Here is a 20,445-nt window from a genome sequence, read left to right as displayed (position 1 = left end):
GTGCGCAATTGCGCACGGGGGCGGGGATCCATACCGCGTGACCTCACGGTTGCAGTCGGATAACAGTACCAACGAAGAGTTTTCGCCACACGTCTCCCTGTGGTTATGGATCCCGGGCTCGCGCTTTGCGCGCCCCGGGATGACGATGATGTTGGGGCGATCAGCCCAACCGCTCATCAAAGCCGGCTGCATTTTCGGGCTTCTGTTCGTACACGAACGGAACTAGGCTTCCTCCCGTTGGATCATCCTGGAGGGAGGCATACATGCTGGTTCGGCGACAAGTCTTGGCAATGCTTGGAACGACGGCGCTGGCGACGCTGGCGCCAACCGCGCTGCTCGCGGCCGCATCGATCAAGCCGGACGATGCATCCGCGCTGCTCGTGATCGACGTGCAGAACTGCTTCCTGCCCGGCGGTAGCCTCGCGGTGAAGGAAGGCGAGCAGGTGGTGCCGGTCATCAACAAGATCTCGAAGGCATTTGCGAACGTGGTGCTGACGCAGGACTGGCACACGCCGGGCCACGTTTCGTTTGCGTCGGTTCATGCCGGCAAGAAGCCGTTCGAAACGGTCGATCTTCCCTACGGCAAGCAGGTGCTGTGGCCGGACCATTGCGTGCAGGGCACCGACGGCGCGGCGCTGTCGAAGGACCTCTCGATCCCGCACGCCGAGCTCATCATCCGCAAGGGTTTTCACAAGGACGTCGACAGCTACTCGGCCTTCCTCGAAGCTGACGGCAAGACCTCGACGGGGCTCGCCGGCTACCTGAAGGGCCGGAAGATCAAGCGCGTCTTCGTCGCTGGCCTCGCGACAGACTTCTGCGTCGCCTGGACCGCGCTCGACGCACGCAAGGCGGGCTTCGAGGTCTATGTGGTGGAAGACGCCTGCCGCGGCATCGACACGCAGGGCTCGCTGGCAAAGGCCTGGGCCGATATGGCCAAGGCCGGCGTGAAGCGGATTCAGTCTGCGGATATCGCGGTGAGCGCGTAAGCAGCGCGCAACACTGGAAGACCCTCATCCTGAGGAGCGCGCTTCTTCGCGCGCGTCTCGAAGGATGAAGGCCGAGCTGCCAGAGCCGGGCCTGCATGGTTCGAGACGCCGCGCAAGGGCGCGGCTCCTCACCATGAGGGCCTGAGACTCAGTTCGCCGCGCCGCTCTGCTCGTTGTTGTTGTTCGCCGCAGACGCAGCCTTTGCGCCGCCCTTGGCGACGCCGACCAGCGCCGGGCGCAGCACGCGATCGCCGATGGTGTAGCCGGCCTGCATGATCTGCACCACGGTGCCCGACGGCACCGACGCATCGGGCACTTCGTACATCGCCTGGTGGAAGTTCGGGTCGAACTTCTGGCCCAAGGGATCGAGCTTCTTCACGCCGTGCTTTTCCAGCGCGTTGAGCAGCGAGCGTTCGGTGAGCTCGACGCCCTCGATCAGCGCGATCAGGCCGGGATCGGCCGCGGCACGCGCTTCGGCCGGAACGGCATCGAGCGCACGCTGAAGATTGTCGGCGATATCGAGCACGTCGCGGGCGAAGCCGGTGATGCCGTAGAGGCGGGCGTCGGCGACCTCCTTGCTGGTGCGCTTGCGCAAGTTCTCCATCTCGGCCAGCGTCCGCAGCATGCGGTCGCGCGCCTCGGCGGCTTCCTTCTGCAACGTCTCGACCGCGCCGGGCTCGGGATCGTCGGGCATGATGTAGGGTTTCGACACCACGGGCTCGCCGGTCGCTGCAGTCGTGTCTTCGGGTTGCCGGTCTTGCTCGGTCATCGGCTCTGGTCTCGAACTCGTTTCAGGGATGTTGGCCCGGATATCGTGCTTAAGCCCACGAAAATCAAGCGCCCGTGATCGGCGGAAAGGCCGGTCAGCCCCCCAACAGGCGGCTGACGATGCGGGCGGCGTAGTCCACGGTCGGGATCACGCGGGCATAATTCAGCCGCGTCGGGCCGATCACACCGAGAACGCCGACGATGTGGCCGGCGGCATCCCGATAGGGCGAGATGATGGTGGAGGAGCCCGACAGGGAAAACAGCTTGTTCTCCGAGCCGATGAAGATCCGCACACCCTCGGCGGTCTCGGCCCGGCCGAGCAGGTCGATCACGCCGCGCTTGGTCTCGAGATCGTCGAACAACAGCCGCACGCGCTCCAGATCCTCCAGCGCATGCAGGTCTTCGAGCAGATTGGCATGGCCGCGGACGATGAGCTGGCGGTCCTCATTCTCGCCGCCGGACCAGCTGGCGATGCCGGCCGAGATCACTTTCTGTGTCAGCTGATCGAGCTCGGCTCGGGCCTCGCCGAGTGCAGTCTCGAGCTCGAGCCGCGCCTCGGCCAGGGTGCGGCCGCGGATCCGCGCATTGAGGAAATTGCCGGCCTCGGTCAGCGCCGAGGAGGGAACTCCGGGCGGCAGCGTCAGCACGCGGTTTTCGACCTGGCCGTCCTCGCCGACCAGGATGACCAGCGCTTTTTCCGGTTCCAGGCGGACGAATTCGATGTGCTTCAGCCGGGCATTGGATTTTGGCGTCAGCACGACGGCGGCGGCCCGGGTCAGGCCGGAGAGGCGCATCAAGGCCTGGTCCAGCGCCGCCTCGACCGATTGCGCCTCGCCGACGGAGGAGAGCTGGCTCTGGATCGACTGCCGCTCGGCCTCATTGAGGTCGCCGACCTGCATCAGGGCGTCGACGAAGAAGCGCAGGCCCAGTTCCGTCGGCAGCCGGCCGGCGGAGGTGTGCGGGGCATAGATCAGGCCGAGCTGTTCCAAATCGGCCATGACGTTGCGGACCGAGGCCGGCGACAGCGGCATGGCGATCAGGCGGGAAATGTTGCGCGAGCCGACCGGCTCACCGGTCGCGAGATAGCTTTCGACAATTTGACGAAAGATGTCGCGGGAACGCTCGTTGAGCTGGGCAAGGCCTGCGCGCGGCGCGATCAGATGGATCGGATCGTGATGGGCCACAGACGGTAACTCCTCTCAGATACTTATAATTTGTCCATCCGGGCCGCTTCTGACAAGCGCGGCGTTTGCAGGCCGACGGCCAGGAGGTGAATAAGCCCTTGCCGCCCACCCCCGCCCCACCTACAAGCACCGCGAACAGCCTTTTCCCGTGAGTTTTGGAGATTTCCCATGCGGCCAAGCCGCCGTGCGCCCGACGAATTGCGCCCCGTGACGCTGGAGCGCGGCGTGGTCAAATATGCGGAAGGCTCGTGCCTGGTGAAATTCGGCGACACCCATGTGCTGGTCACCGCCACGCTGGAGGAGCGCCTGCCGCCGTGGCTGAAGGGCCAGGGCCGCGGCTGGGTCACCGCCGAATACGGCATGCTGCCGCGCGCGACCTCCGAACGCACCCGCCGCGAGGCCTCCGCCGGCAAGCAGAGCGGCCGAACGGTCGAGATCCAGCGGCTGATCGGCCGCTCGCTTCGCACCATCGTCGATCTCGAAGCGCTCGGCGAGCGCCAGATCACGGTCGATTGCGACGTGCTCCAGGCCGACGGCGGCACCCGCACGGCCTCGATCACCGGCGCCTGGGTCGCGCTTGCCGATTGCCTCAACTGGATGAAGGCGCGCAACATGGTGAAGACCAACGTGCTGCGTGACAACGTCGCCGCGATCTCCTGCGGCATCTACAACGGCACGCCGGTGCTCGATCTCGACTATGCCGAGGATTCGGAAGCCGAGACCGACGCGAATTTCGTCATGACCGGCGACGGCCGCATCATCGAGGTGCAGGGCACCGCGGAACGCGAGCCGTTTACGCAGGACGAGTTCCTGAAGCTGATCGCCCTGGCGCAGAAGGGCATCGCGCGCCTGGTGGACTTGCAGAAACTGGCCGTGGCGTAGTCAATAGGCCCATGCACCGCCGAATCACGGACAAGCTCGTCATCGCCACCCACAATCCCGGCAAGCTCGCCGAGATGAGGGAGCTGCTCGCGCCGTACGGGATCGAGGCGGTGTCGGCCGGCGAGCTCGGCTTGGACGAGCCCGAGGAAACCGGCAACGATTTCCGCAGCAACGCCGCGATCAAGGCGATCGCCGCGGCGCAGGCGACCAAGCTTCCCTCCTTCGCCGACGATTCCGGCATCGTCGTCGACGCGCTCGATGGCGCGCCGGGAATCTACAGCGCGCGCTGGGCCGGTCCATCCAAGGATTTCAACGCGGCGATGACGCAGATCGAGCGCCTGCTGCAGGAGCGCGGCGCCACCACGCCGGACAAGCGCAGGGCCCACTTCGTCTCCGCGCTTTGCGTGGCCTGGCCCGACGATCATCGCGAGGAAGTCGAGGCGCGCGTCGACGGCACGCTGATCTGGCCACCGCGCGGCACGGCCGGCTTCGGCTACGACCCGATGTTCCTGCCGGACGGGCACACGCGAACCTTCGGCGAGATGGAAAGCATCGAAAAACACGGCCTGCCGCCGCTTGGCCTAGGCCTGTCGCATCGCGCCCGCGCCTTCGTGAAACTGGCGGAGATCTGCCTTGAGCCGCGCTAGAGCGTTTTCGAGCGAAGTGGATACCGGTTCGCGCCAGGAAAACGCGTCAAAACAAGAATCCGAAGCCTTCGGCGTCTACGTGCACTGGCCGTTCTGCCTGTCGAAGTGTCCCTATTGCGACTTCAACAGCCACGTCCGCCACGCCGCGATCGACGAGGCGAGGTTTGCGTCCGCCTTCGCGCGCGAGATCGCAACGACTGCCGAGCGCGCGCCCGGCCGCGAGGTCACCTCGATCTTCCTCGGCGGCGGCACGCCCTCGCTGATGCAGCCCGCCACGGTTGGCGCGGTGTTAGATGCGATCGGCAAGCACTGGACCGTCGCAGGCGACGTCGAGGTGACGCTGGAAGCGAATCCGACCAGCGTCGAAGCCACGCGCTTTGCCGGCTATCGCAGCGCCGGCGTCAACCGCGTCTCGCTCGGCGTGCAGGCACTCGACGACGCCTCGCTGAAGGCGCTCGGCCGCATGCACAGCGCACGCGAGGCGCTCGATGCCGTCGCCATCGCGCGCCGCGCGTTCGACCGCTATTCGTTCGACCTGATCTACGCCCGGCCCGACCAGACGCCGGCGATGTGGGCCGACGAGCTCAGGCACGCGATCGATGAAGCGGCCGAGCATCTGTCGCTCTATCAATTGACGATCGAGGAAGGCACGCCGTTCTTCGGCCTGCACCAGGCCGGCAAGCTGAAGACGCCGGACGAAGCGGTCGCACGCGCGCTCTACGACGTCACGCAGGAGACCTGCGACAAGCTCGGCCTGCCCGCCTACGAGATCTCCAATCACGCCCGGCGCGGCGCCGAGTGCCGGCACAATCTGGTGTATTGGCGCGGCGAGGAATATGCCGGCATCGGCCCCGGCGCACATGGCCGCCTCGACATTGACGGGATCAGGCACGCCACCGCCACCGAGAAGCGTCCGGAGGCCTGGCTGATGCGGGTCGAGACCAACGGCGACGGCGTCGTCAGCGACGAGCTCCTCAACAGCGAGGAGCGCGCCGACGAATTCCTGCTGATGGGTTTGCGTCTCGCCGAAGGCATCGATCCCGAGCGCTACAGGGCCCTCGCCGGCCGCCCGCTCGACCCCCGCCGCATCGCGCTCTTGCGCGAGGAAGGCGCGATCACCGTGGATGGCACGGGACGCCTGCGCGTGACCAGCAGCGGATTTCCGGTGCTGGATGCGGTGGTCGCGGATCTGGCGGCGTAACGAACTCTCGTAGGGTGGGTTAGCGAAGCGTAACCCACCATGCTCCCATTCGCCGGACGAAGTTGGTGGGTTACGCTTCGCTAACCCACCCTACCCGTCGTCCTACTACGCCCCAAAGCTCTTCGGCGATCCCGCCACCGCAGCACCGCCGCCTTGCGTCACCTTCATCACGGCAAGCCCACGTTCATTCGTGCCATCCGCGCGGAAGCGGAACAGGCCGTCGATGCCGGCAAAGCCGGAGGGATTGGTGAGCACGTCGGAGGAGAAGCGCTGGCCGCCTTGGGTGCGCGCCAGCGCGGCGACGAGCGCGACCGCATCATAGGCGAGCGTTGCGGTGCGGATCGGCTCCGCGCCGTATTTGGTGCGGTAGCGACCGGAGAAGGCGCGGAAGCCGGCCGGGTCGGGCGCGGCGTAAAGGCCGCCCTGGAGCGCGGCGCTGGCATAGACGCGCGGATTGTCCCACAGGCCGGTACCGAGCAGCTGGATGTTGCGCAGGTTCGCGCCCGCGGCCGTCATCGCATCCGCCACTGACACGACCGCATCGCCGTCATCGGCAATGAACAGCGCGTCCGCGCTGCCGAGCTGCTGCGCCACGGTGCGCGCGGGGGTGGCACGATCGGCGCCATATTTCTCGAACGTGACGATGCGCCCGCCCCGCCGCGGCACCGCCGCCTTCACCGCGGCCTCGACGACATTGCCATAGGCGTTGTCGGGCACCAGCACGGCGAAGGAGCGCTTTCCGATGCCGGCGGAATATTCGACGATGCGGTTGACGTCGGACTCCGGCAGGAACGACAACAGATAGACGCCGCGGCCGGCGATGCTGGAATCCGTCGAGAACGCGATCACCGGGATGCCGCGCGTGCGCGCGACCTGCGCCACCGCCGGCACCGATTGCGCAAACAGCGGCCCGAGGATGATCTCGGCGCCCTCGTCGACCGCCTGCTGCGCGCCGGCTTGCGCGCCTTGCGGGCTGCCATTGTCGTCCTTGATCAGGAGCTGGATGTTCGGGTTCTGGAACTCGGCCAGCGCCATCTCGGAGGCATTGCGCATCGATTGCGCGGCGAGCCCGGCGTTACCGGCAGCGGAGAGCGGCAGGATCAGACCGACCTTCACGCCGCCGGTGCCGGCGGTCGTCGCCTGCTGCTGCGGGCCTGCCGGCTGGGCCGGCGGTGCGGAGCTCGAGAACGGGTTGGAGAACTGGCTGAGACTTTGCTGCACGCCGGCGCAGGCCGACAGCACGGGCGCGCCGAGCAACAGGCCGAGCGCAGTCCGCCGGGTCGCCCCTGGCGATCGGGACCCCGGAACGGGAGACTTTGGATGACGCGGGCCGACCATGGCAGCTTCTCTTCTGACCGGCCGTGCGCCAGCCGATCACGACATTGCTTTCCGCGACACAGGCCGCGGATTCAGACAGTGTGTCGGCAAATAGTTAACCAAAACAAAAGGATAACAACCGCTTAACGCGGCCGCCGTCCCGTCCCGGCAGCTCTTTGCCGTCACTCATTCACTCATCAAGGCGGCGTTTCCGTCGCGAATATGGCGCGAGGGCCCTCACTCCCTCCCGACGTTGATCTTCGACCGATCACATTCCCGTCCGTTCCTCGCCCCTCACCTCGGCACGATCTTTTTCGGCGAGCCGGTTCCCAGCCCCACCGATCGTGCCTAAGTTGACTTCATTATGCGCGCAAAGCCGGCCCCGATAAATACGCCTGAAGCTCAAGACGCCGCCTCGCGCGGTTTCTCCATCGATGCCCATCGGCTCGCGGCGCCGAAGGCGGCGCCAGGCCTCCATCTGGTCGCGACCCCGATCGGAAATCTCGGCGACATCACCGTGCGGGCGCTGCAGACGCTTGCCGGCGTCGACGTCATCGCCTGCGAGGACACCCGCATCACGCGCCGCCTGACCGAGCGCTATGCGATCACGGCACAGCTCAAGCCCTATCACGAGCACAATGCGGAGGCCGCGCGTCCAAAAATCCTCGAAGCCCTCGGACAGGGCGGCTCGGTCGCGCTGGTGTCGGACGCCGGCACGCCGCTGATCTCCGACCCCGGCTTCAAGCTGGTGCGCGAGGTCTGCGCCGCCGGCCATGCGGTGTATGCGCTGCCCGGCCCGTCCTCGGTACTGGCGGCGTTGTCGGTCGCAGCCCTGCCGACCGACCGGTTCTTCTTCGAAGGCTTTTTGCCGGCGAAATCCGCGGCGCGAAAGTCGCGCCTCGCCGAGCTCGCGCGGATCGACGCGACGCTGGTGATGTTCGAATCCGGCAACCGCGTGCAGGATACGCTCGCCGATCTCGCCGAGATCATGGGGGCGCGCGAGGCCGCGATCTGCCGCGAGCTGACCAAGCTGCACGAGGAGATTTCGCGCGCACCATTGAGCGAACTGGCGCGCGAGGCCGATACGCTGGAGACGCGCGGCGAATTCGTGCTGGTGATCGCGCCGCCCGCGGCCGACGCCGAGGTTCTGACATTGGACGCACTCGACGGTCTGTTGCGCGAGCAGCTTGCCGCGCACAGCGTCAAGGATGCCGTGGCGCATGCGGTCGCACTCTCGGGCCGGCCGCGCCGCGAGGTCTATGCCCGCGCGCTCGAGCTCGCAAAGGATTCGCGGGGCGGCGATGGCGAAGACTGAGACTCCTGCGGAGCCAAAGGTCGCCTCGCCGGAGCGCGTCGCGGCGTTCCAGACGGGGATTTCCGCGGAGAGCCGCGCCGCCGCCTACCTGATGGCCAAGGGCTACCGCATTCTCGCCAAACGTTACCGCACGCCGCATGGCGAGATCGACATCGTGGCGCGGCGCCGCAACCTGATCGCCTTCGTCGAGGTCAAGGCACGCGCCACGCTGGACGACGCCGCCTTTGCCGTGACGCCGCGCCAGCAGCAGCGCATCATCGACGCCGCCCAAGGCTGGCTCGCAGCGCATCCCGAGCATGCCGAATTCGAATTGCGATTCGACGCCATGCTGATTGCGCCGCGCTCGCTTCCGCGCCATGTGTTGGCGGCATTCGACGCCTCGACCTGAAAGGCAGCCCATGAAACTGAACGTCGCCGTCCAGATGGACCCCATCGCCCGCATCAACATCAAGGGCGATTCCACCTTCGCGCTGCTCTTGGAGGCGCAGAAGCGCGGCCATGGCCTGTCCTATTACACGCCCGACAAGCTCTCGATGGTCGGCGAGGAGCTGGTCGCGCCGGTTCAGCTCCTGACCGTGCGCGACGAGCCCGGCGACCATTTCACCCTCGGCGAGCCCAAGCGCGAAGCGCTGAACGGGTTCGACGTGGTGCTGCTCCGCCAGGATCCGCCGTTCGACCTCGCCTACATCACCTCGACGCATTTCCTGGAGCGCATCCATCCGAAGACGCTGGTCGTCAACGATCCCGCCTCGGTGCGCAACGCGCCGGAAAAACTGTTCGTGATGAATTTTCCGCAGCTGATGCCGCCGACGTTGATCTCGCGCGACCTCGATGAGATCAACGCGTTCCGCGACAAGCACGGCGCCGTCGTCATGAAGCCGCTGCACGGCCATGGCGGCGCGGCGGTGTTCCGCGTGATGCCGCAGGACATGAATTTCGGCTCGCTGTTCGACATGTTCTCGGTGACGTTCAGGGAGCCCTGGGTGATCCAGCAATTCATCCCCGAGGTGAAGCACGGCGACAAGCGCATCATCCTGGTCGACGGCGAGTTCGCCGGCGCGGTGAACCGTGTGCCGGCGGCCGACGACCTCCGCTCCAACATGGTGCGCGGCGGCGCGGCGCAGGAGACCGAGCTCACGCCGCGCGAGCGCGAGATCTGCGCCACCGTCGGCCCGGCGCTGCGCGAGCGCGGCCTGTTGTTCGTCGGCATCGACGTCATCAACGGCAATCTCACAGAGATCAACGTGACCTCACCGACCGGCATCCGCGCCATCGCACGGCTCGGCGGCCCTGATGTCGCGGCGAAGATCTGGGACGCGATCGAAGCGAAGCGGAAGAAGTAGAGCTCTGCGCGTAGCCCGGATAGAGCGTTAGCGAAATCCGGGACGCCCACCACTCGCACCGGCCCCGGATTACGCTTGCGCTCCATCCAGGCTACGGACGATGCTCGCGGCCACCTCGCGCGCTAACGACGTATTCACCATGACGCCCCCGCGCCTCGCGCAAGCGCGTGCTCCGACATGCGTGAAACTACGGGGCCGTTGGCCGGCTCAATAACGCCGCGTTCACCATCTGCCGAAAACCAGCATCGCGGCCAGCGATCACGTTCGGCCTCGCAACACCCCTTATACTTTTGCTGCCTACTCATCGACGCGGGGGAACACGCCAGGTGCGGTTCGAGTGCCCCGCGTAAGAGTAGAAGCGTATGAATACCGCACGCATTGTCGTTCTCGTCATCGCTCTCGGCGCCGGCGGCGTCGCTGCATATCTGGCGAGCGGCTACCAGAATCCGCCCGCGGCCACCCTTCCCGTCGCCGAGAAGCTGCCGACGGTCGAGGTCCTCATCGCCAAGAACGACATCCAGCTCGGCCAGGCCGTGAAGCCCGAGGACCTGCAATGGCAGGCCTGGCCCGCGGCGACCGCCAGCAGCGCCTTCATCCGCCGCGACAGCAGGCCGGAGGCCCGGACCCAGATCGCAGGCTCGATCGCGCGCGTGCCGCTGATGCAGGGCGAGCCGATCCGCGAGCAGAAGCTGGTCAAGGCCGAAGGCTCCGGCTTCATGGCCGCGATCCTGCCGTCCGGGATGCGCGCCGTCTCCACCGAGATTTCAGCCGAAACCGGCGCCGGCGGCTTCATCCTGCCGAATGACCGCGTCGACATCGTCCTGACCCGCCGGCTGAAGAATCCGGACGGCGGCAACAGCAACGGTCCGACCGGCGGCAACGACCTCATCCTGTCGGAGGTCATTCTCACCAACATCCGCGTGCTCGCGATCGACCAGGCCCCGAAGGAAAAGGAGGGCCAGAACGCGGTCGTCGGCAAGACGGTCACGCTCGAGCTCCGGCCCGACCAGATCGCCACGCTTTCAGCCGCACGGCAGGGCGGCACTCTGACACTCGCACTGCGCAGCATCGTCGATGCCAACGCAGTCGACGGCACGCCCGAGGACCAGGCGATCAAGCGCCCGGGCGGCGTGAACGTGATCCGTTACGGCGTCCAGGCACGGCAACTGACGTCGCAGAAGTGATGGGGACAGCATGAACTACGGGGGTGATCGGACGGGCCTGCGCATTCGGGGGAAGCGCGCGCGCTCGGTCCTGACGGGGACGATCTTGATGCTGGGGCTGCTCGCGGCTCACGGCGTCGTCAGTGCCGCGGAGGCGCCGGTCGGCGACCAGGCGCCGATGCAGGCGTCGGATCTCAGCGTATCGTCGGTCGGGACGAGCGCACCGGCGCGGTCGCGCTTTCTGTCGCTCGGCATCGGCAAGTCCGTCGTCATCGACCTGCCGCGCGAGGTCAAGGACGTGCTGGTGGCCGATCCCAAGATCGCCAATGCGGTGATCCGCTCGGCCCAGCGCGCCTATATCATCGGCGGCCAGGTCGGCCAGACCAACGTCGTGTTCTTCGCCGCCGACGGCCAGCAGGTCGCCTCCTATGACATCGCGGTGAAGCGCGACCTCAACGGCATGCGTGCGGCGCTGCGGCAGTCCCTGCCCGGCGTCCAGATCGAAGGCGTCGGCGACAGCGTGATGCTGACCGGCTCGGTGTCGAGCCCGGTCGAGGCCCAGCAGGCCGGCGACGTCGCCGCAAAGCTCGTCGGCGGTTCGGACAAGGTCGTCAACAACATCGTTGTGCGCGGCCGCGATCAGGTCATGCTCAAGGTCGTGGTCGGCGAAGTCCGCCGCGACATCGTCAAGCAGCTCGGTGTCGATCTCAGCGCCAGCCTGAACGCCGGCACCGCCGTGGTGAATTTCAACAATTCCAACCCGTTCTCGGTCTCCGGCGGGCCGATCGTCGGCAGCAATGGGCTCGGCGTCACCGGGCTCGCCAAGGGCGTCGCCACCGTCAACGCGACGATGCGGGCGATGGAGAGCGCCGGTGTCATGCGCACGCTGGCCGAGCCGAGCCTGACCGCGATCTCGGGCGAATCCGCCACTTTCGTCGCCGGCGGTGAATTTCCGATTCCCGGAGGCTATGCCTGCGATCCGGTCACACACGTCTGCACCACCCAGGTCACCTACAAGAAGTTCGGCATCTCCCTGAATTTCACCCCGGTCGTGCTCAGCGAAGGCCGCATCAGCCTGCGCGTGATGACCGAGGTCTCGGAGCTGTCGAACACCAACTCGATCACGTTGACGCAGGCCGTGTCCGGGAACTCGACCAACTCGATCACCATTCCTTCGGTGCAGACCCGCCGCGCCGAAACGACGCTGGAAATTCCGTCGGGCGGCTCGATGGCGATGGCCGGCCTGATCCAGCAGCAGACCAAGCAGGCGATCAACGGACTGCCTGGTGTCGACCAAGTGCCGATCATCGGCGCGCTGTTCCGCAGCCAGGACTTCGTCAACAACGAGACCGAGCTGATGGTGATCGTGACGCCCTATGTGGTGCGCGCGGTCGCCCAGAAGGAATTGTCGCGGCCCGACGACGGCTTCGCGCCGGCCTCGGACGCGCAGAGGGCGCTGCTCGGCCGGGTCAACCGCCTCTACGGCGTCGCGAGCCGCGTCGATCCGGTCGCCGGCACGCCCGGTGATTTCGGCTTCATCATCGACTGAGACGAACGGTTTGGGGACCGGGCAAGACACGGGGCAAGAGGGGATCAGGCGATGACGAAGACGAGAGCCGATCGACGTCGCAGCGTAAGCATCGCGCTGGCACTGACGGGGTTGTCCGTCATGCTGGGCGCCTGCAACGCCACCGAGATCGTCACCCAGACGGTGCCGACCGATTATCGCCAGCGCCACCCGATTGCGGTGCAGGAAGGCAAGAAGTCGATCGTGATCTTCGTCGGCAAGAGCAGAGGCGGCCTCTCGGCGGCGCAGCATGCGGACGTCGCGGGCATCGCACGGGACTGGGTGCGCGAAGGCACCGGCTCCGTCGTCGTCGACGTGCCCGTCGACACCGCCAATTCGCGCGCGGCGTCCGCGACCTATCACGAGATCCGCTCGGTGCTCACGTCCGGCGGCGTGCCGACGCGCGCCATCGTCCAGCGTCCCTATCGTCCTGATGATCCCGGGCTGCTGCCCACCATCCGCCTCAGCTATTCGAAGATCACCGCGGTCGCCGGCCCCTGCGGGCTGTGGCCGGAAGACGTCGGGCCCAACATCCTCGATCCCGGCTACAACGAGAATCGGCCCTATTTCAATCTGGGCTGCGCCAGCCAGCGCAATCTCGCGGCGATGATCGACAACCCGGCCGATCTCGAGCAGCCTCGCGCCGAGACGCCCGCCTATACCGCACGGCGCGACATCGCGTTCGAGCGCTATCGCAAGGGCACGACGACGACCACCACCTATCCCGAATCCGACAAGGCCAAACTCAGCGACACCGGCAGATGACAGCCATCCACGACGAAGACGCGGACGATCCGCAGCATCCCGAGGAACATATCGCGCCGGTTCCTCGCATTTCGGTGCAAGCCTTTTGCGAGACCGAGCAGACGCTCAACGCGGTGACGGCGGCTGGCCAGGATCGCCGGCTCGCCAAGGCCCACCTCAGCGCCAAGGACGGCGGCCTTGCCGCGGCGATCGAAGCCTATGAATCGATGCCGACGCCGAACGTGATCGTCATCGAGTCCGACGGCACGCGCGACATCCTCGAGGGACTGGACGATCTCGCCGGCGTCTGCGATCCCGGCACCCGCGTGGTCGTGATCGGCAGCCCCAGCGACACCGCGCCCTATCGCGAGCTGGTGCGCCGCGGCGTCAACGACTACGTGGTCGGACCGGTCGAGACGCTCGACGTGGTCCGCTCGATCTGCAGCCTGTTCTCGGCCTCCGAGGCCATCATCACCGGCCGCGTCATCGCGGTGGTCGGCGCCAAGGGCGGCGTCGGCGCGTCCACGGTCGCGCATAATCTGGCCTGGACCATCGCCCGCGACCTCTCGCTCGATTCCGTCGTGATCGATCTCGACCTCGCCTTCGGCACCGCGGGCCTCGACTACAACCAGGATCCGGTGCAGGGCATCGCCAATGCGGTGCTGTCGCAGGACCGGCCGGACACGGCGCTGATGGAACGCCTGCTCGCCAAATGCACCGATCGCCTCAGCCTGTTGGCGGCGCCCGCCACGCTCGACCGCGTCTACGATTTCGGAGCCGAAGCCTTTGACGCGGTGTTCGACACGCTGCGCATGACGACGCCCTGCATCGTGCTCGACGTTCCCCATCAATGGTCCGGCTGGACCCGCCGCGCGCTGGTGAACGCCGACGACATCGTGATCGTGACCGAGCCCGATCTCGCCAACCTGCGCAACACCAAGAACATGCTGAGCGTGCTGAAGGCGGCGCGACCGAACGACCGGCCGCCGCTGTATTGCATCAATCAAGTCGGCATGCCCAAGCGCGCGGAGATCGAGGTCAAGGCCTTCGCCAAGACCATGGAGAGCCAGCCGATCGCGGTGATCCCATTCGATTCGAAACTGTTCTCGACCGCGGCCAATAATGGCCAGATGATCGCGGAGGTCTCCAGGAGCCACCGCACCACCGTTCTGTTCCAGAACATGGCGAACCGCCTCGCCGGCCGCGGCGAGGTGAAGAAGCCGAAGCGCTCGCTGCTCGAGCCGCTGCTGAAGAAGCTGAAGGGCAAGTCGGGACGGAGCTCGGCCCCGCATCGCAAGGCGTCGTAGGCGTCACAGCAGAAGGGGCGGACTACCTGTCCGCCCGCTGCTGCTTCTTCGCCAGCAGCTGCTTGAGCGCCGCGACCTTGGCCGCGGCCTGGTCCGGCGGCAAATCTGCCTTCACGAGGATTTCGGCCTCGGCCTCGCGACCCTGCAATCCCAGCACGAGCGCCAGATTGGCGCGGACCCGCGCATAGTTCTGATTGCGCTGATAGGCGCGGCCGAGCACCTGTTCGGCCTTCGACAGGTTGTTTTGCAACATATAGGACAGGCCGAGATTGGACAGCACGGTCGGCTCGTTCGGCACGATCTTCAACGCCGCGGCGTAATATTGCTGCGCTTCCTCGTTGCGGCCGAGCTGATCGAGCACTGCGCCCTGCGCCGACAGGATGCGCCAATCGGGATCCTCAGGGCTATGCGCCCGGCCGAGGACGTCGAAGGCCTGCTGGAAATTGCCGTTGTCGGCGAGCGCACGTCCATAGCCGGCGAGCAGCGACTTGTTGCCGGGATGGGCGAGCACGGCCTGCTCGAGCACCGCGACCGCCTGCGCACGCTGGCCGCTGTCGCGCAGCGCCTTGCCGTATTCGATGGCAATTGCGGGATCGCCGGGCTTGGCGCGATAGCGCTCGCGAAGTGCGTCCATCTCCGGCCTGGCGTCGGCCCTGGTGTCAGACTTGGCGCCGTCCTTGGCGGCGGACTCCTTCTTGCCGCCGAGCGCGCCGGTGACGTCCTCGATGCCGGTGGTCTGACAGCCGCCGAGGGCAAGGATCAGGACGGCAGAACACAGATATCTCGCCGGGGGAAAAGCGAGGGACGAACGCTTGGACATACTCTGATCACTCGGCAACTGATCAGAGATGCTTACCGATTAACGCTAAAGTCCCGTTAAGGAGGCAGGCCCGTCGAAGTTCAGTCGACGAATTCGGCACCGAATTCGCAGCCGATGCGCCAGCGCAGGCGGCATTGGCGGGAATAATCGGGCGCGAAGATGATGGTGAATTGCGGCGGCACTTCCAAAAATTCCGCCACCACTTTCACGCCGCCATCCGAAATGTCCGTGATCGTGCAATCCCGCGGCAGCGAGCCCGCGCCAAAATGGATTTTGGCGAGACGGCTGCACACCCGACGTTCGCTTCTCCGGCGATTTGCAAGCATTTGAACTCTTCACCCGTTAGACCACGGCCCATCCCGCAGGCCTAGCAGTAGCGGACATTCGTTGGAATGTGCTGAGGAGAGCCGACCGCATTCGAGACGTAGTTTCCGCGGCGCGTTTACGCCCGGTTAGGATTTGACCGCGGGCCAGAGGATTGTTCCCGTATTGTTCTTGCGGAGACGGCCGCGCTCTGCTACCCCTAATTGCAGGACAGGGCAGGCTGGTTCGGCATGGTTCAGCGGGTTTCCACCGTCGCCTTTGAGGGGATCGAGGCCCGCGCGGTCGACGTGCAGGTGCAGGTCGCGCCTGGCCTGCCGGCCTTCGCCATCGTCGGCCTGCCGGACAAGGCGGTGTCGGAGGCGCGCGAGCGGGTGCGCTCGGCGCTGATCGCCTCGGGGCTGGCGCTGCCGGCACGGCGGATCATCGTCAATCTGGCCCCGGCCGACCTGCCCAAGGAGGGCAGCCATTACGACCTCCCGATCGCGCTCGGGCTGATGGCGGCGATCGGTGCGATCCCGCCGGATGCGCTGACCGGATTCACCGTGCTCGGCGAGCTCGGCCTCGACGGCTCGATCGCACCCGTGGCCGGCGTCCTCCCCGCCGCGATCGGCGCCAATATGCGCGAGGAAGGGCTGATCTGCCCGGCGTCCTGCGGCTCCGAAGCGGCGTGGGCGAGCCCGGACATTCAGATCATTGCGGCGAGTTCGCTGATCCAGATCGCCAACCATTTCAAAGGCACGCAGGTGCTGTCGCGGCCGACGCCGAAGGTGCACGAGCCCGCCGCCTCGACGCTCGACCTGCGCGACATCAAGGGCCAGGAAAGCGCCAAGCGCGCGCTGGAGATCGCGGCCGCCGGCGGACATCATCTGCTCATGATCGGCGCGCCGGGCGCGGGCAAATCGATGCTGGCGGCGCGCCTGCCCTCGATCCTGCCGCCGCTGTCGCCAAGCGAGCTGCTCGAGGTCTCGATGATCGCCTCCGTCGCCGGCGAGATCGAAGGCGGCGCGCTGACGGCACGGCGCCCGTTCCGCTCGCCGCATCATTCCGCCAGCATGGCCGCCCTCACCGGCGGCGGCGCGCGCGCCAAGCCCGGCGAGATCTCGCTGGCGCATCAAGGCGTGCTGTTCCTCGACGAATTGCCCGAGTTCGATCCGCGCGTGCTGGATTCGCTGCGCCAGCCGCTGGAAAACGGAGAGGTCGCGGTGTCGCGCGCCAATCACCGCGTCACCTACCCTGCCCGCTTCATGCTGGTCGCGGCGATGAATCCCTGCCGCTGCGGCAATGCGTTCGAGCCCGGCTATGCCTGCAAGCGCGGCCGCATCGACCGCTGCTCCGCCGATTACCAGGCGCGCATCTCCGGTCCCCTGATGGACCGCATCGATCTGCGCATCGAAGTGCCGGCGGTGACCGCCGCCGACCTGATCCTGCCGCCGCCGGCGGAAGGATCGGCCGAGGTCGCTGCCCGCGTGGCGGCGGCGCGCGACATCCAGCTGGCGCGCTATGCGAACGCAGGCCTGCCCCATGTCCGCACCAATGCCGAGGCCCCCGCCTCCGTGCTGGAGGAGATCGCAAAGCCCGATGCACAGGGTCAGAAGCTGCTGCGCGACGCCGCCGAGACGATGCGCCTGTCGGCGCGCGGCTATCACCGCGTGCTGCGCGTGGCGCGCACGCTGGCCGACCTCGATCATGCCGACAAGATCGGCCGGCTGCACCTTGCCGAAGCGCTGTCCTACCGCGCACTCGCGGAGGATGTGCGCCAATTGGCGTAAGCGCCCTCGCATCAACCCGGCGGTAACGACTTTCCTTTACGCTCTGCAAACCATAAGGCCCGACGCGTTTCGGTTGTGAGTTTCCCTGGGCCCGGCGAGTAGAGCGTCATGTTGCGTTTCAAGTTCCTGGCCTCGGCTGTTCCCCTGCTCGCGGCTGCGGTCTTCGCCCGCGCCGAGATCGGTTCGGTGTCGCACCCCTGCATCGCGCTGGGCGACACATCGGTCGAGCTCACCTCGCTGTTCTGGACCGCCGGCGTGCATGTCGCCTTCACCGACGATCCCGCGCGGGCCACGGTGCGGGTGCAGATCACCGACGATGCCGACGCGGCGGATTTTGCCGTGGTCGACGACGGCCTCGGCTCCGAGCCGGACTCCTGCCAGGCTAGTCCCTCGACGCGCCTCGTCTCGATCGCAGCGCAGCCGGTCGACGGCGGCCAGGTGGTCTATCTCTCCAGCGAAGGACCGGCGGATTACCGCATCTTTGTGCGCTCGAAGACGTTCTCGCCGCGCGAGGCGGCAGCGCTGATCGTCGGCGCGCGCGGCGGCCATGGCCGCTTCCAGGCGGCTTCGCTTTAAATTTTCTGAGCATGATCTCCGCGCAAACGCGTTCCGCGTTTGTCGCGAGGGAAAACCGCTACACACTTTTCGCTAACGCGGCCCTTCGGGTCCGGATCATGCTCTGACCCGTTAACACCTCGTCAACCCTGTTCGGAGGCATCGCCACAGCCGCAAGCTGTTCGCAAGGTCGGCGGGCCATCGTCGCATGCGGCGGCGGGGTTTCAGGCAAGGGTCGGTTGCCAAGGGTCGGTTGTGATGGGTCGGACGTTCCGGATCAAGGTGCGCATGCGTCGCTTCAGGCGGCAGCATCCGAGGCTCGCCTTCGCGATCCGTTCCTTCATGATCTTCTCGGCGACGTTCGGCGGCGCCTATGGTTTCGTCTCCGGCAGCCGGTCCGAGAATTCCGGCTACGATCCCCACACCTTTGCGATCGGCGCCAGCTTCCTGTTCGCGCTCGCCTGTCTCGGCCTTGCAACGCTGAGCATGCGCCTGCGCTTCGTCAATAAGCGGCTGCGGACGCTCGCCGCCCACAACGAAGCGTTGATCGACCGCAATTGGGAGCTGAAGGAGGCGGAAGAGCGCGCCCGCAGCCTGTTCGAGCAGCAGGGCGACCTCATCGTGCTGCGCGCTACCGATGGCCGCATCACCTTCGCCAACGAGGCCTATTGCACGCTCGCAGGACAAGCGCGCAGCGCGCTGGTCGGCACGCGCTTCGATTTCGACGTGCTGGAGCAGGGCGACAGCGCCCGCGAGAGCAACGGCACGCGCATCCACGACCAGAAGATCGCAACGCCCCTCGGTGCGCGCTGGATCGCCTGGCGCGAGGGCTATGTCCGCCTCGATGCCGGCCAGCCCGCCGAATTGCAGAGCGTCGGACGTGACGTCACCGACCGCACCGAGACCGAGCGTGCATTGTCCGATGCGCGCGACCAGGCCGACGCCGCCAACCGCGCCAAGTCGCGCTTCCTGGCGATGGCCTCGCACGAAATCCGCACGCCTCTGAACGGCATCATCGGCATGGGCGGCCTGTTGCTCGACACAAATCTGACGCCGGAGCAGGTGACTTATGCCAGGGCGGTGAAGACCTCGGGCGAAGCCTTGATGGCGCTGATCGAGGAGCTGCTCGACTATTCCAAGATCGAGGCCGGCAAGCTCGACCTCGATCAACGTCCCTTCGCGCTCTCGACCCTGGTCGAGGAGATCACCGAGCTGCTCGCGCCGCGCGCGCAGGCCAAGTCGCTCGAGATCGCCGCCTATGTCGACGAGCGCCTGCCGCTGGAAGTGGTCGGCGACGCCGCGCGGCTGCGCCAGGTGCTGCTGAACCTCGCCGGCAACGCCATCAAGTTCACGAGCAGCGGCGGTGTGGCGCTGATCGTCGAGCCCGGCATCTGGCCGAACGAGATCAGCTTCCTGGTCCGCGACACCGGCATCGGCATCGCAGCCGAAGCCCAGCAGCGCATCTTCCGCGAATTCGAGCAGGCCGACGAGCGCGTCGCCCGCACCTATGGCGGCACCGGACTTGGCCTTGCCATCAGCGAGCGCATCGTCAAGCGCATGGGCGGCCGGATCACGCTCACGAGCGAGCCGGGCAAGGGCTCGACCTTCGAGGTCGCAGCGCCGCTTCCGCCCTCGCAAGGCGGCGCGGGACAGACCGCATTTCCGAGCCCCGACCTCACCGGCAAGTCGATGCTGCTCGTCGCCGACGGCATCGAAGCTTCGCTCATCGCGCGGCGCCTCGAGCGCTGGGGCGGCCAGACCTGCCTGGTTGCGGATGCGGCGGTCGCCGAAGCGCTGCTGCCGGAACGTTTCTGGCACGCGGTGCTGATCGATCGTGCGCTCGGTCCTGCCGTGGCCGACCACCTCGGTGAAGCCGCCCGCGCGCATGCCTTGCAGCGCCTCGTGCTGCTGACGTCGAGCTCGCGGCACGAGAAGCTGTCGCCGGCCTTCACCGGCTTTCTGGTGAAGCCGCTGCGCGCAGCCTCGCTCGCCGCGCGTCTAGCTCTGACCCCGGAGGTCGCCTCGCCGGATCTCGCGCCGGAGCCGCCGGCGGCAACCGCCGGCCCCGCGCCGGCGAAAGGCCTGTCGATCCTCGTCGCCGAAGACAACGAGATCAACGCCTTGCTGATGCGCTCGCTGCTGGCCAAGCTCGGCCACCGCGTCGTCATCGCCGTCCATGGCGAGGCCGCGCTGGAATCCTGGCTCGCGGCCTCATCCGCCGGCACTCCCTACGATCTCGTGCTGATGGACATCCAGATGCCGCAGCTCGACGGCATCGAGGCGACAAAGCGCATCCGCGCGCACGAGGCCGCTCTTGGCGCTCAGCACACGCCGATCCTGGCGCTCACCGCCAACACGCTGGTGGAGGATCGTTATGCCTGCTTCGAGGCGGGCATGAACGGATTTCTGATCAAGCCGCTCGACCGCGAGAAGCTCGAGGAGGCGCTCGCGGGCCTCGCCGCGTCCCGGCACCTGACAGTTCCGGATCTCACGGGAACCTGATCTCGTCCGGCGATCGTAATTGAAATCGCGCGCGTTGCGCGTCACGATCCT

At 66.9% G+C, this 20,445-nt stretch carries 19 protein-coding genes; 14 read left to right on the top strand and 5 right to left on the bottom strand.

Translation table 11 applies throughout. The annotated features are described in order from the left end of the window. The first annotated feature begins 263 nt into the window (after nucleotides 1–263). Nucleotides 264–986, top strand: a complete 723-nt coding sequence (gene pncA / locus ACNJYA_RS01055) for a bifunctional nicotinamidase/pyrazinamidase (RefSeq protein ID WP_172787789.1) — start codon at nucleotides 264–266, stop codon at nucleotides 984–986. 148 nt (nucleotides 987–1,134) lie between these two features. On the opposite strand, the gene grpE is transcribed toward pncA, so the two are convergent. Both grpE and hrcA read right to left on the bottom strand, forming a co-directional pair. Beyond that, nucleotides 1,135–1,755 carry a nucleotide exchange factor GrpE gene (gene grpE / locus ACNJYA_RS01050; protein ID WP_172787790.1) on the bottom strand — a complete coding sequence of 207 codons (621 nt, stop codon included), beginning with the start codon at nucleotides 1,753–1,755 and terminating at the stop codon, nucleotides 1,135–1,137. A gap of 94 nt (nucleotides 1,756–1,849) precedes the next feature. Continuing rightward, nucleotides 1,850–2,938 (bottom strand): heat-inducible transcriptional repressor HrcA, encoded by a 1,089-nt coding sequence (gene hrcA / locus ACNJYA_RS01045; RefSeq protein WP_091882505.1) that lies wholly within the window; start codon nucleotides 2,936–2,938, stop codon nucleotides 1,850–1,852. Nucleotides 2,939–3,106: 168 nt separating this feature from the next. On the opposite strand from hrcA, the gene rph reads away from it, so the two are divergent. From rph to hemW, 3 genes are read left to right on the top strand one after another with little or no spacing between them, the layout of a single operon-like run. Then, nucleotides 3,107–3,820 (top strand): ribonuclease PH, encoded by a 714-nt coding sequence (rph, locus tag ACNJYA_RS01040; RefSeq protein ID WP_172787791.1) that lies wholly within the window; start codon nucleotides 3,107–3,109, stop codon nucleotides 3,818–3,820. A gap of 11 nt (nucleotides 3,821–3,831) precedes the next feature. Beyond that, nucleotides 3,832–4,467 carry an RdgB/HAM1 family non-canonical purine NTP pyrophosphatase gene (gene rdgB / locus ACNJYA_RS01035; protein WP_439401865.1) on the top strand — a complete coding sequence of 212 codons (636 nt, stop codon included), beginning with the start codon at nucleotides 3,832–3,834 and terminating at the stop codon, nucleotides 4,465–4,467. 16 nt (nucleotides 4,468–4,483) lie between these two features. Further along, the gene (gene hemW / locus ACNJYA_RS01030; RefSeq protein WP_439367562.1) at nucleotides 4,484–5,668 is read left to right on the top strand and encodes a radical SAM family heme chaperone HemW; all 1,185 of its coding nucleotides are present in this window, start codon (nucleotides 4,484–4,486) and stop codon (nucleotides 5,666–5,668) included. Nucleotides 5,669–5,773: 105 nt separating this feature from the next. On the opposite strand, the gene ACNJYA_RS01025 is transcribed toward hemW, so the two are convergent. Then, nucleotides 5,774–7,006: a penicillin-binding protein activator gene (locus ACNJYA_RS01025; protein WP_439401864.1), complete on the bottom strand. Its 1,233-nt coding sequence runs from the start codon at nucleotides 7,004–7,006 to the stop codon at nucleotides 5,774–5,776. Nucleotides 7,007–7,349: 343 nt separating this feature from the next. Between ACNJYA_RS01025 and rsmI the strand changes: the two genes are divergently transcribed. The 7 genes from rsmI (at nucleotide 7,350) to ACNJYA_RS00990 (ending at nucleotide 14,424) form a co-directional block, all read left to right on the top strand. After that, nucleotides 7,350–8,300, top strand: coding sequence for a 16S rRNA (cytidine(1402)-2'-O)-methyltransferase (rsmI, locus tag ACNJYA_RS01020; RefSeq protein ID WP_212257826.1), 951 nt, complete (start codon nucleotides 7,350–7,352; stop codon nucleotides 8,298–8,300). After that, nucleotides 8,287–8,688 carry a YraN family protein gene (locus ACNJYA_RS01015; protein ID WP_172787796.1) on the top strand — a complete coding sequence of 134 codons (402 nt, stop codon included), beginning with the start codon at nucleotides 8,287–8,289 and terminating at the stop codon, nucleotides 8,686–8,688. The genes rsmI and ACNJYA_RS01015 overlap by 14 nt, the downstream gene beginning before the upstream one ends. Nucleotides 8,689–8,698: 10 nt before the next feature. Continuing rightward, entirely contained in the window at nucleotides 8,699–9,643 is a 945-nt protein-coding gene (gshB, locus tag ACNJYA_RS01010) for a glutathione synthase (protein ID WP_260381487.1), read from the top strand. A gap of 362 nt (nucleotides 9,644–10,005) precedes the next feature. Beyond that, nucleotides 10,006–10,827: a Flp pilus assembly protein CpaB gene (cpaB, locus tag ACNJYA_RS01005; protein ID WP_172787798.1), complete on the top strand. Its 822-nt coding sequence runs from the start codon at nucleotides 10,006–10,008 to the stop codon at nucleotides 10,825–10,827. 10 nt (nucleotides 10,828–10,837) lie between these two features. Beyond that, entirely contained in the window at nucleotides 10,838–12,355 is a 1,518-nt protein-coding gene (locus tag ACNJYA_RS01000; RefSeq protein ID WP_439401863.1) for a type II and III secretion system protein family protein, read from the top strand. Between the two features lie 51 nt (nucleotides 12,356–12,406). Next, nucleotides 12,407–13,138, top strand: a complete 732-nt coding sequence (locus ACNJYA_RS00995; protein WP_439401862.1) for a CpaD family pilus assembly protein — start codon at nucleotides 12,407–12,409, stop codon at nucleotides 13,136–13,138. Further along, nucleotides 13,135–14,424 (top strand): AAA family ATPase, encoded by a 1,290-nt coding sequence (locus ACNJYA_RS00990; RefSeq protein WP_439401861.1) that lies wholly within the window; start codon nucleotides 13,135–13,137, stop codon nucleotides 14,422–14,424. Before ACNJYA_RS00995 ends, ACNJYA_RS00990 begins: the two co-directional genes overlap by 4 nt. Nucleotides 14,425–14,446: 22 nt before the next feature. Here the strand turns inward: ACNJYA_RS00990 and ACNJYA_RS00985 are convergent, their stop codons facing one another. Together ACNJYA_RS00985 and ACNJYA_RS00980 are read right to left on the bottom strand one after the other, a co-directional pair. After that, nucleotides 14,447–15,244: a tetratricopeptide repeat protein gene (locus ACNJYA_RS00985; protein WP_439401860.1), complete on the bottom strand. Its 798-nt coding sequence runs from the start codon at nucleotides 15,242–15,244 to the stop codon at nucleotides 14,447–14,449. An 80-nt stretch (nucleotides 15,245–15,324) separates the two neighbouring features. After that, the gene (locus ACNJYA_RS00980; RefSeq protein ID WP_018644993.1) at nucleotides 15,325–15,570 is read right to left on the bottom strand and encodes a PilZ domain-containing protein; all 246 of its coding nucleotides are present in this window, start codon (nucleotides 15,568–15,570) and stop codon (nucleotides 15,325–15,327) included. A gap of 228 nt (nucleotides 15,571–15,798) precedes the next feature. Here ACNJYA_RS00980 and ACNJYA_RS00975 point away from each other — a divergent pair, with 228 nt between their 5' ends. The 3 genes from ACNJYA_RS00975 to ACNJYA_RS00965 all read left to right on the top strand — a co-directional run bounded on the left by ACNJYA_RS00975 (nucleotide 15,799) and on the right by ACNJYA_RS00965 (nucleotide 20,394). After that, nucleotides 15,799–17,337 (top strand): YifB family Mg chelatase-like AAA ATPase, encoded by a 1,539-nt coding sequence (locus ACNJYA_RS00975; protein WP_172787803.1) that lies wholly within the window; start codon nucleotides 15,799–15,801, stop codon nucleotides 17,335–17,337. A gap of 108 nt (nucleotides 17,338–17,445) precedes the next feature. Beyond that, nucleotides 17,446–17,913 (top strand): hypothetical protein, encoded by a 468-nt coding sequence (locus tag ACNJYA_RS00970; RefSeq protein WP_212257832.1) that lies wholly within the window; start codon nucleotides 17,446–17,448, stop codon nucleotides 17,911–17,913. 237 nt (nucleotides 17,914–18,150) lie between these two features. After that, complete coding sequence (locus tag ACNJYA_RS00965; RefSeq protein ID WP_439401859.1) at nucleotides 18,151–20,394, top strand: ATP-binding protein; 2,244 nt, start codon at nucleotides 18,151–18,153, stop codon at nucleotides 20,392–20,394. Nucleotides 20,395–20,445: the final 51 nt, after the last annotated feature.

The sequence above is a fragment of the Bradyrhizobium sp. BLXBL-01 genome (genome assembly GCF_051853025.1).
Taxonomy (GTDB): Bacteria; Pseudomonadota; Alphaproteobacteria; order Rhizobiales; family Xanthobacteraceae; genus Bradyrhizobium.
This window is presented reverse-complemented; position numbering and strand designations above follow the sequence as displayed.

Coding starts and splice junctions, on each gene's coding strand:
- ACNJYA_RS01000 (WP_439401863.1), top strand. CDS start 10,838: ATGAACTACGGGGGTGATCGGACGGGCCTGCGCATTCGGGGGAAGCGC.
- ACNJYA_RS00970 (WP_212257832.1), top strand. CDS start 17,446: ATGTTGCGTTTCAAGTTCCTGGCCTCGGCTGTTCCCCTGCTCGCGGCT.
- pncA (WP_172787789.1), top strand. CDS start 264: ATGCTGGTTCGGCGACAAGTCTTGGCAATGCTTGGAACGACGGCGCTG.
- gshB (WP_260381487.1), top strand. CDS start 8,699: ATGAAACTGAACGTCGCCGTCCAGATGGACCCCATCGCCCGCATCAAC.
- ACNJYA_RS00980 (WP_018644993.1), bottom strand. CDS start 15,570: ATGCTTGCAAATCGCCGGAGAAGCGAACGTCGGGTGTGCAGCCGTCTC.
- ACNJYA_RS00995 (WP_439401862.1), top strand. CDS start 12,407: ATGACGAAGACGAGAGCCGATCGACGTCGCAGCGTAAGCATCGCGCTG.
- rdgB (WP_439401865.1), top strand. CDS start 3,832: ATGCACCGCCGAATCACGGACAAGCTCGTCATCGCCACCCACAATCCC.
- ACNJYA_RS01015 (WP_172787796.1), top strand. CDS start 8,287: ATGGCGAAGACTGAGACTCCTGCGGAGCCAAAGGTCGCCTCGCCGGAG.
- grpE (WP_172787790.1), bottom strand. CDS start 1,755: ATGACCGAGCAAGACCGGCAACCCGAAGACACGACTGCAGCGACCGGC.
- cpaB (WP_172787798.1), top strand. CDS start 10,006: ATGAATACCGCACGCATTGTCGTTCTCGTCATCGCTCTCGGCGCCGGC.
- ACNJYA_RS00975 (WP_172787803.1), top strand. CDS start 15,799: ATGGTTCAGCGGGTTTCCACCGTCGCCTTTGAGGGGATCGAGGCCCGC.
- ACNJYA_RS00985 (WP_439401860.1), bottom strand. CDS start 15,244: ATGTCCAAGCGTTCGTCCCTCGCTTTTCCCCCGGCGAGATATCTGTGT.
- ACNJYA_RS01025 (WP_439401864.1), bottom strand. CDS start 7,006: ATGGTCGGCCCGCGTCATCCAAAGTCTCCCGTTCCGGGGTCCCGATCG.
- ACNJYA_RS00990 (WP_439401861.1), top strand. CDS start 13,135: ATGACAGCCATCCACGACGAAGACGCGGACGATCCGCAGCATCCCGAG.
- ACNJYA_RS00965 (WP_439401859.1), top strand. CDS start 18,151: ATGGGTCGGACGTTCCGGATCAAGGTGCGCATGCGTCGCTTCAGGCGG.
- rsmI (WP_212257826.1), top strand. CDS start 7,350: ATGCGCGCAAAGCCGGCCCCGATAAATACGCCTGAAGCTCAAGACGCC.
- rph (WP_172787791.1), top strand. CDS start 3,107: ATGCGGCCAAGCCGCCGTGCGCCCGACGAATTGCGCCCCGTGACGCTG.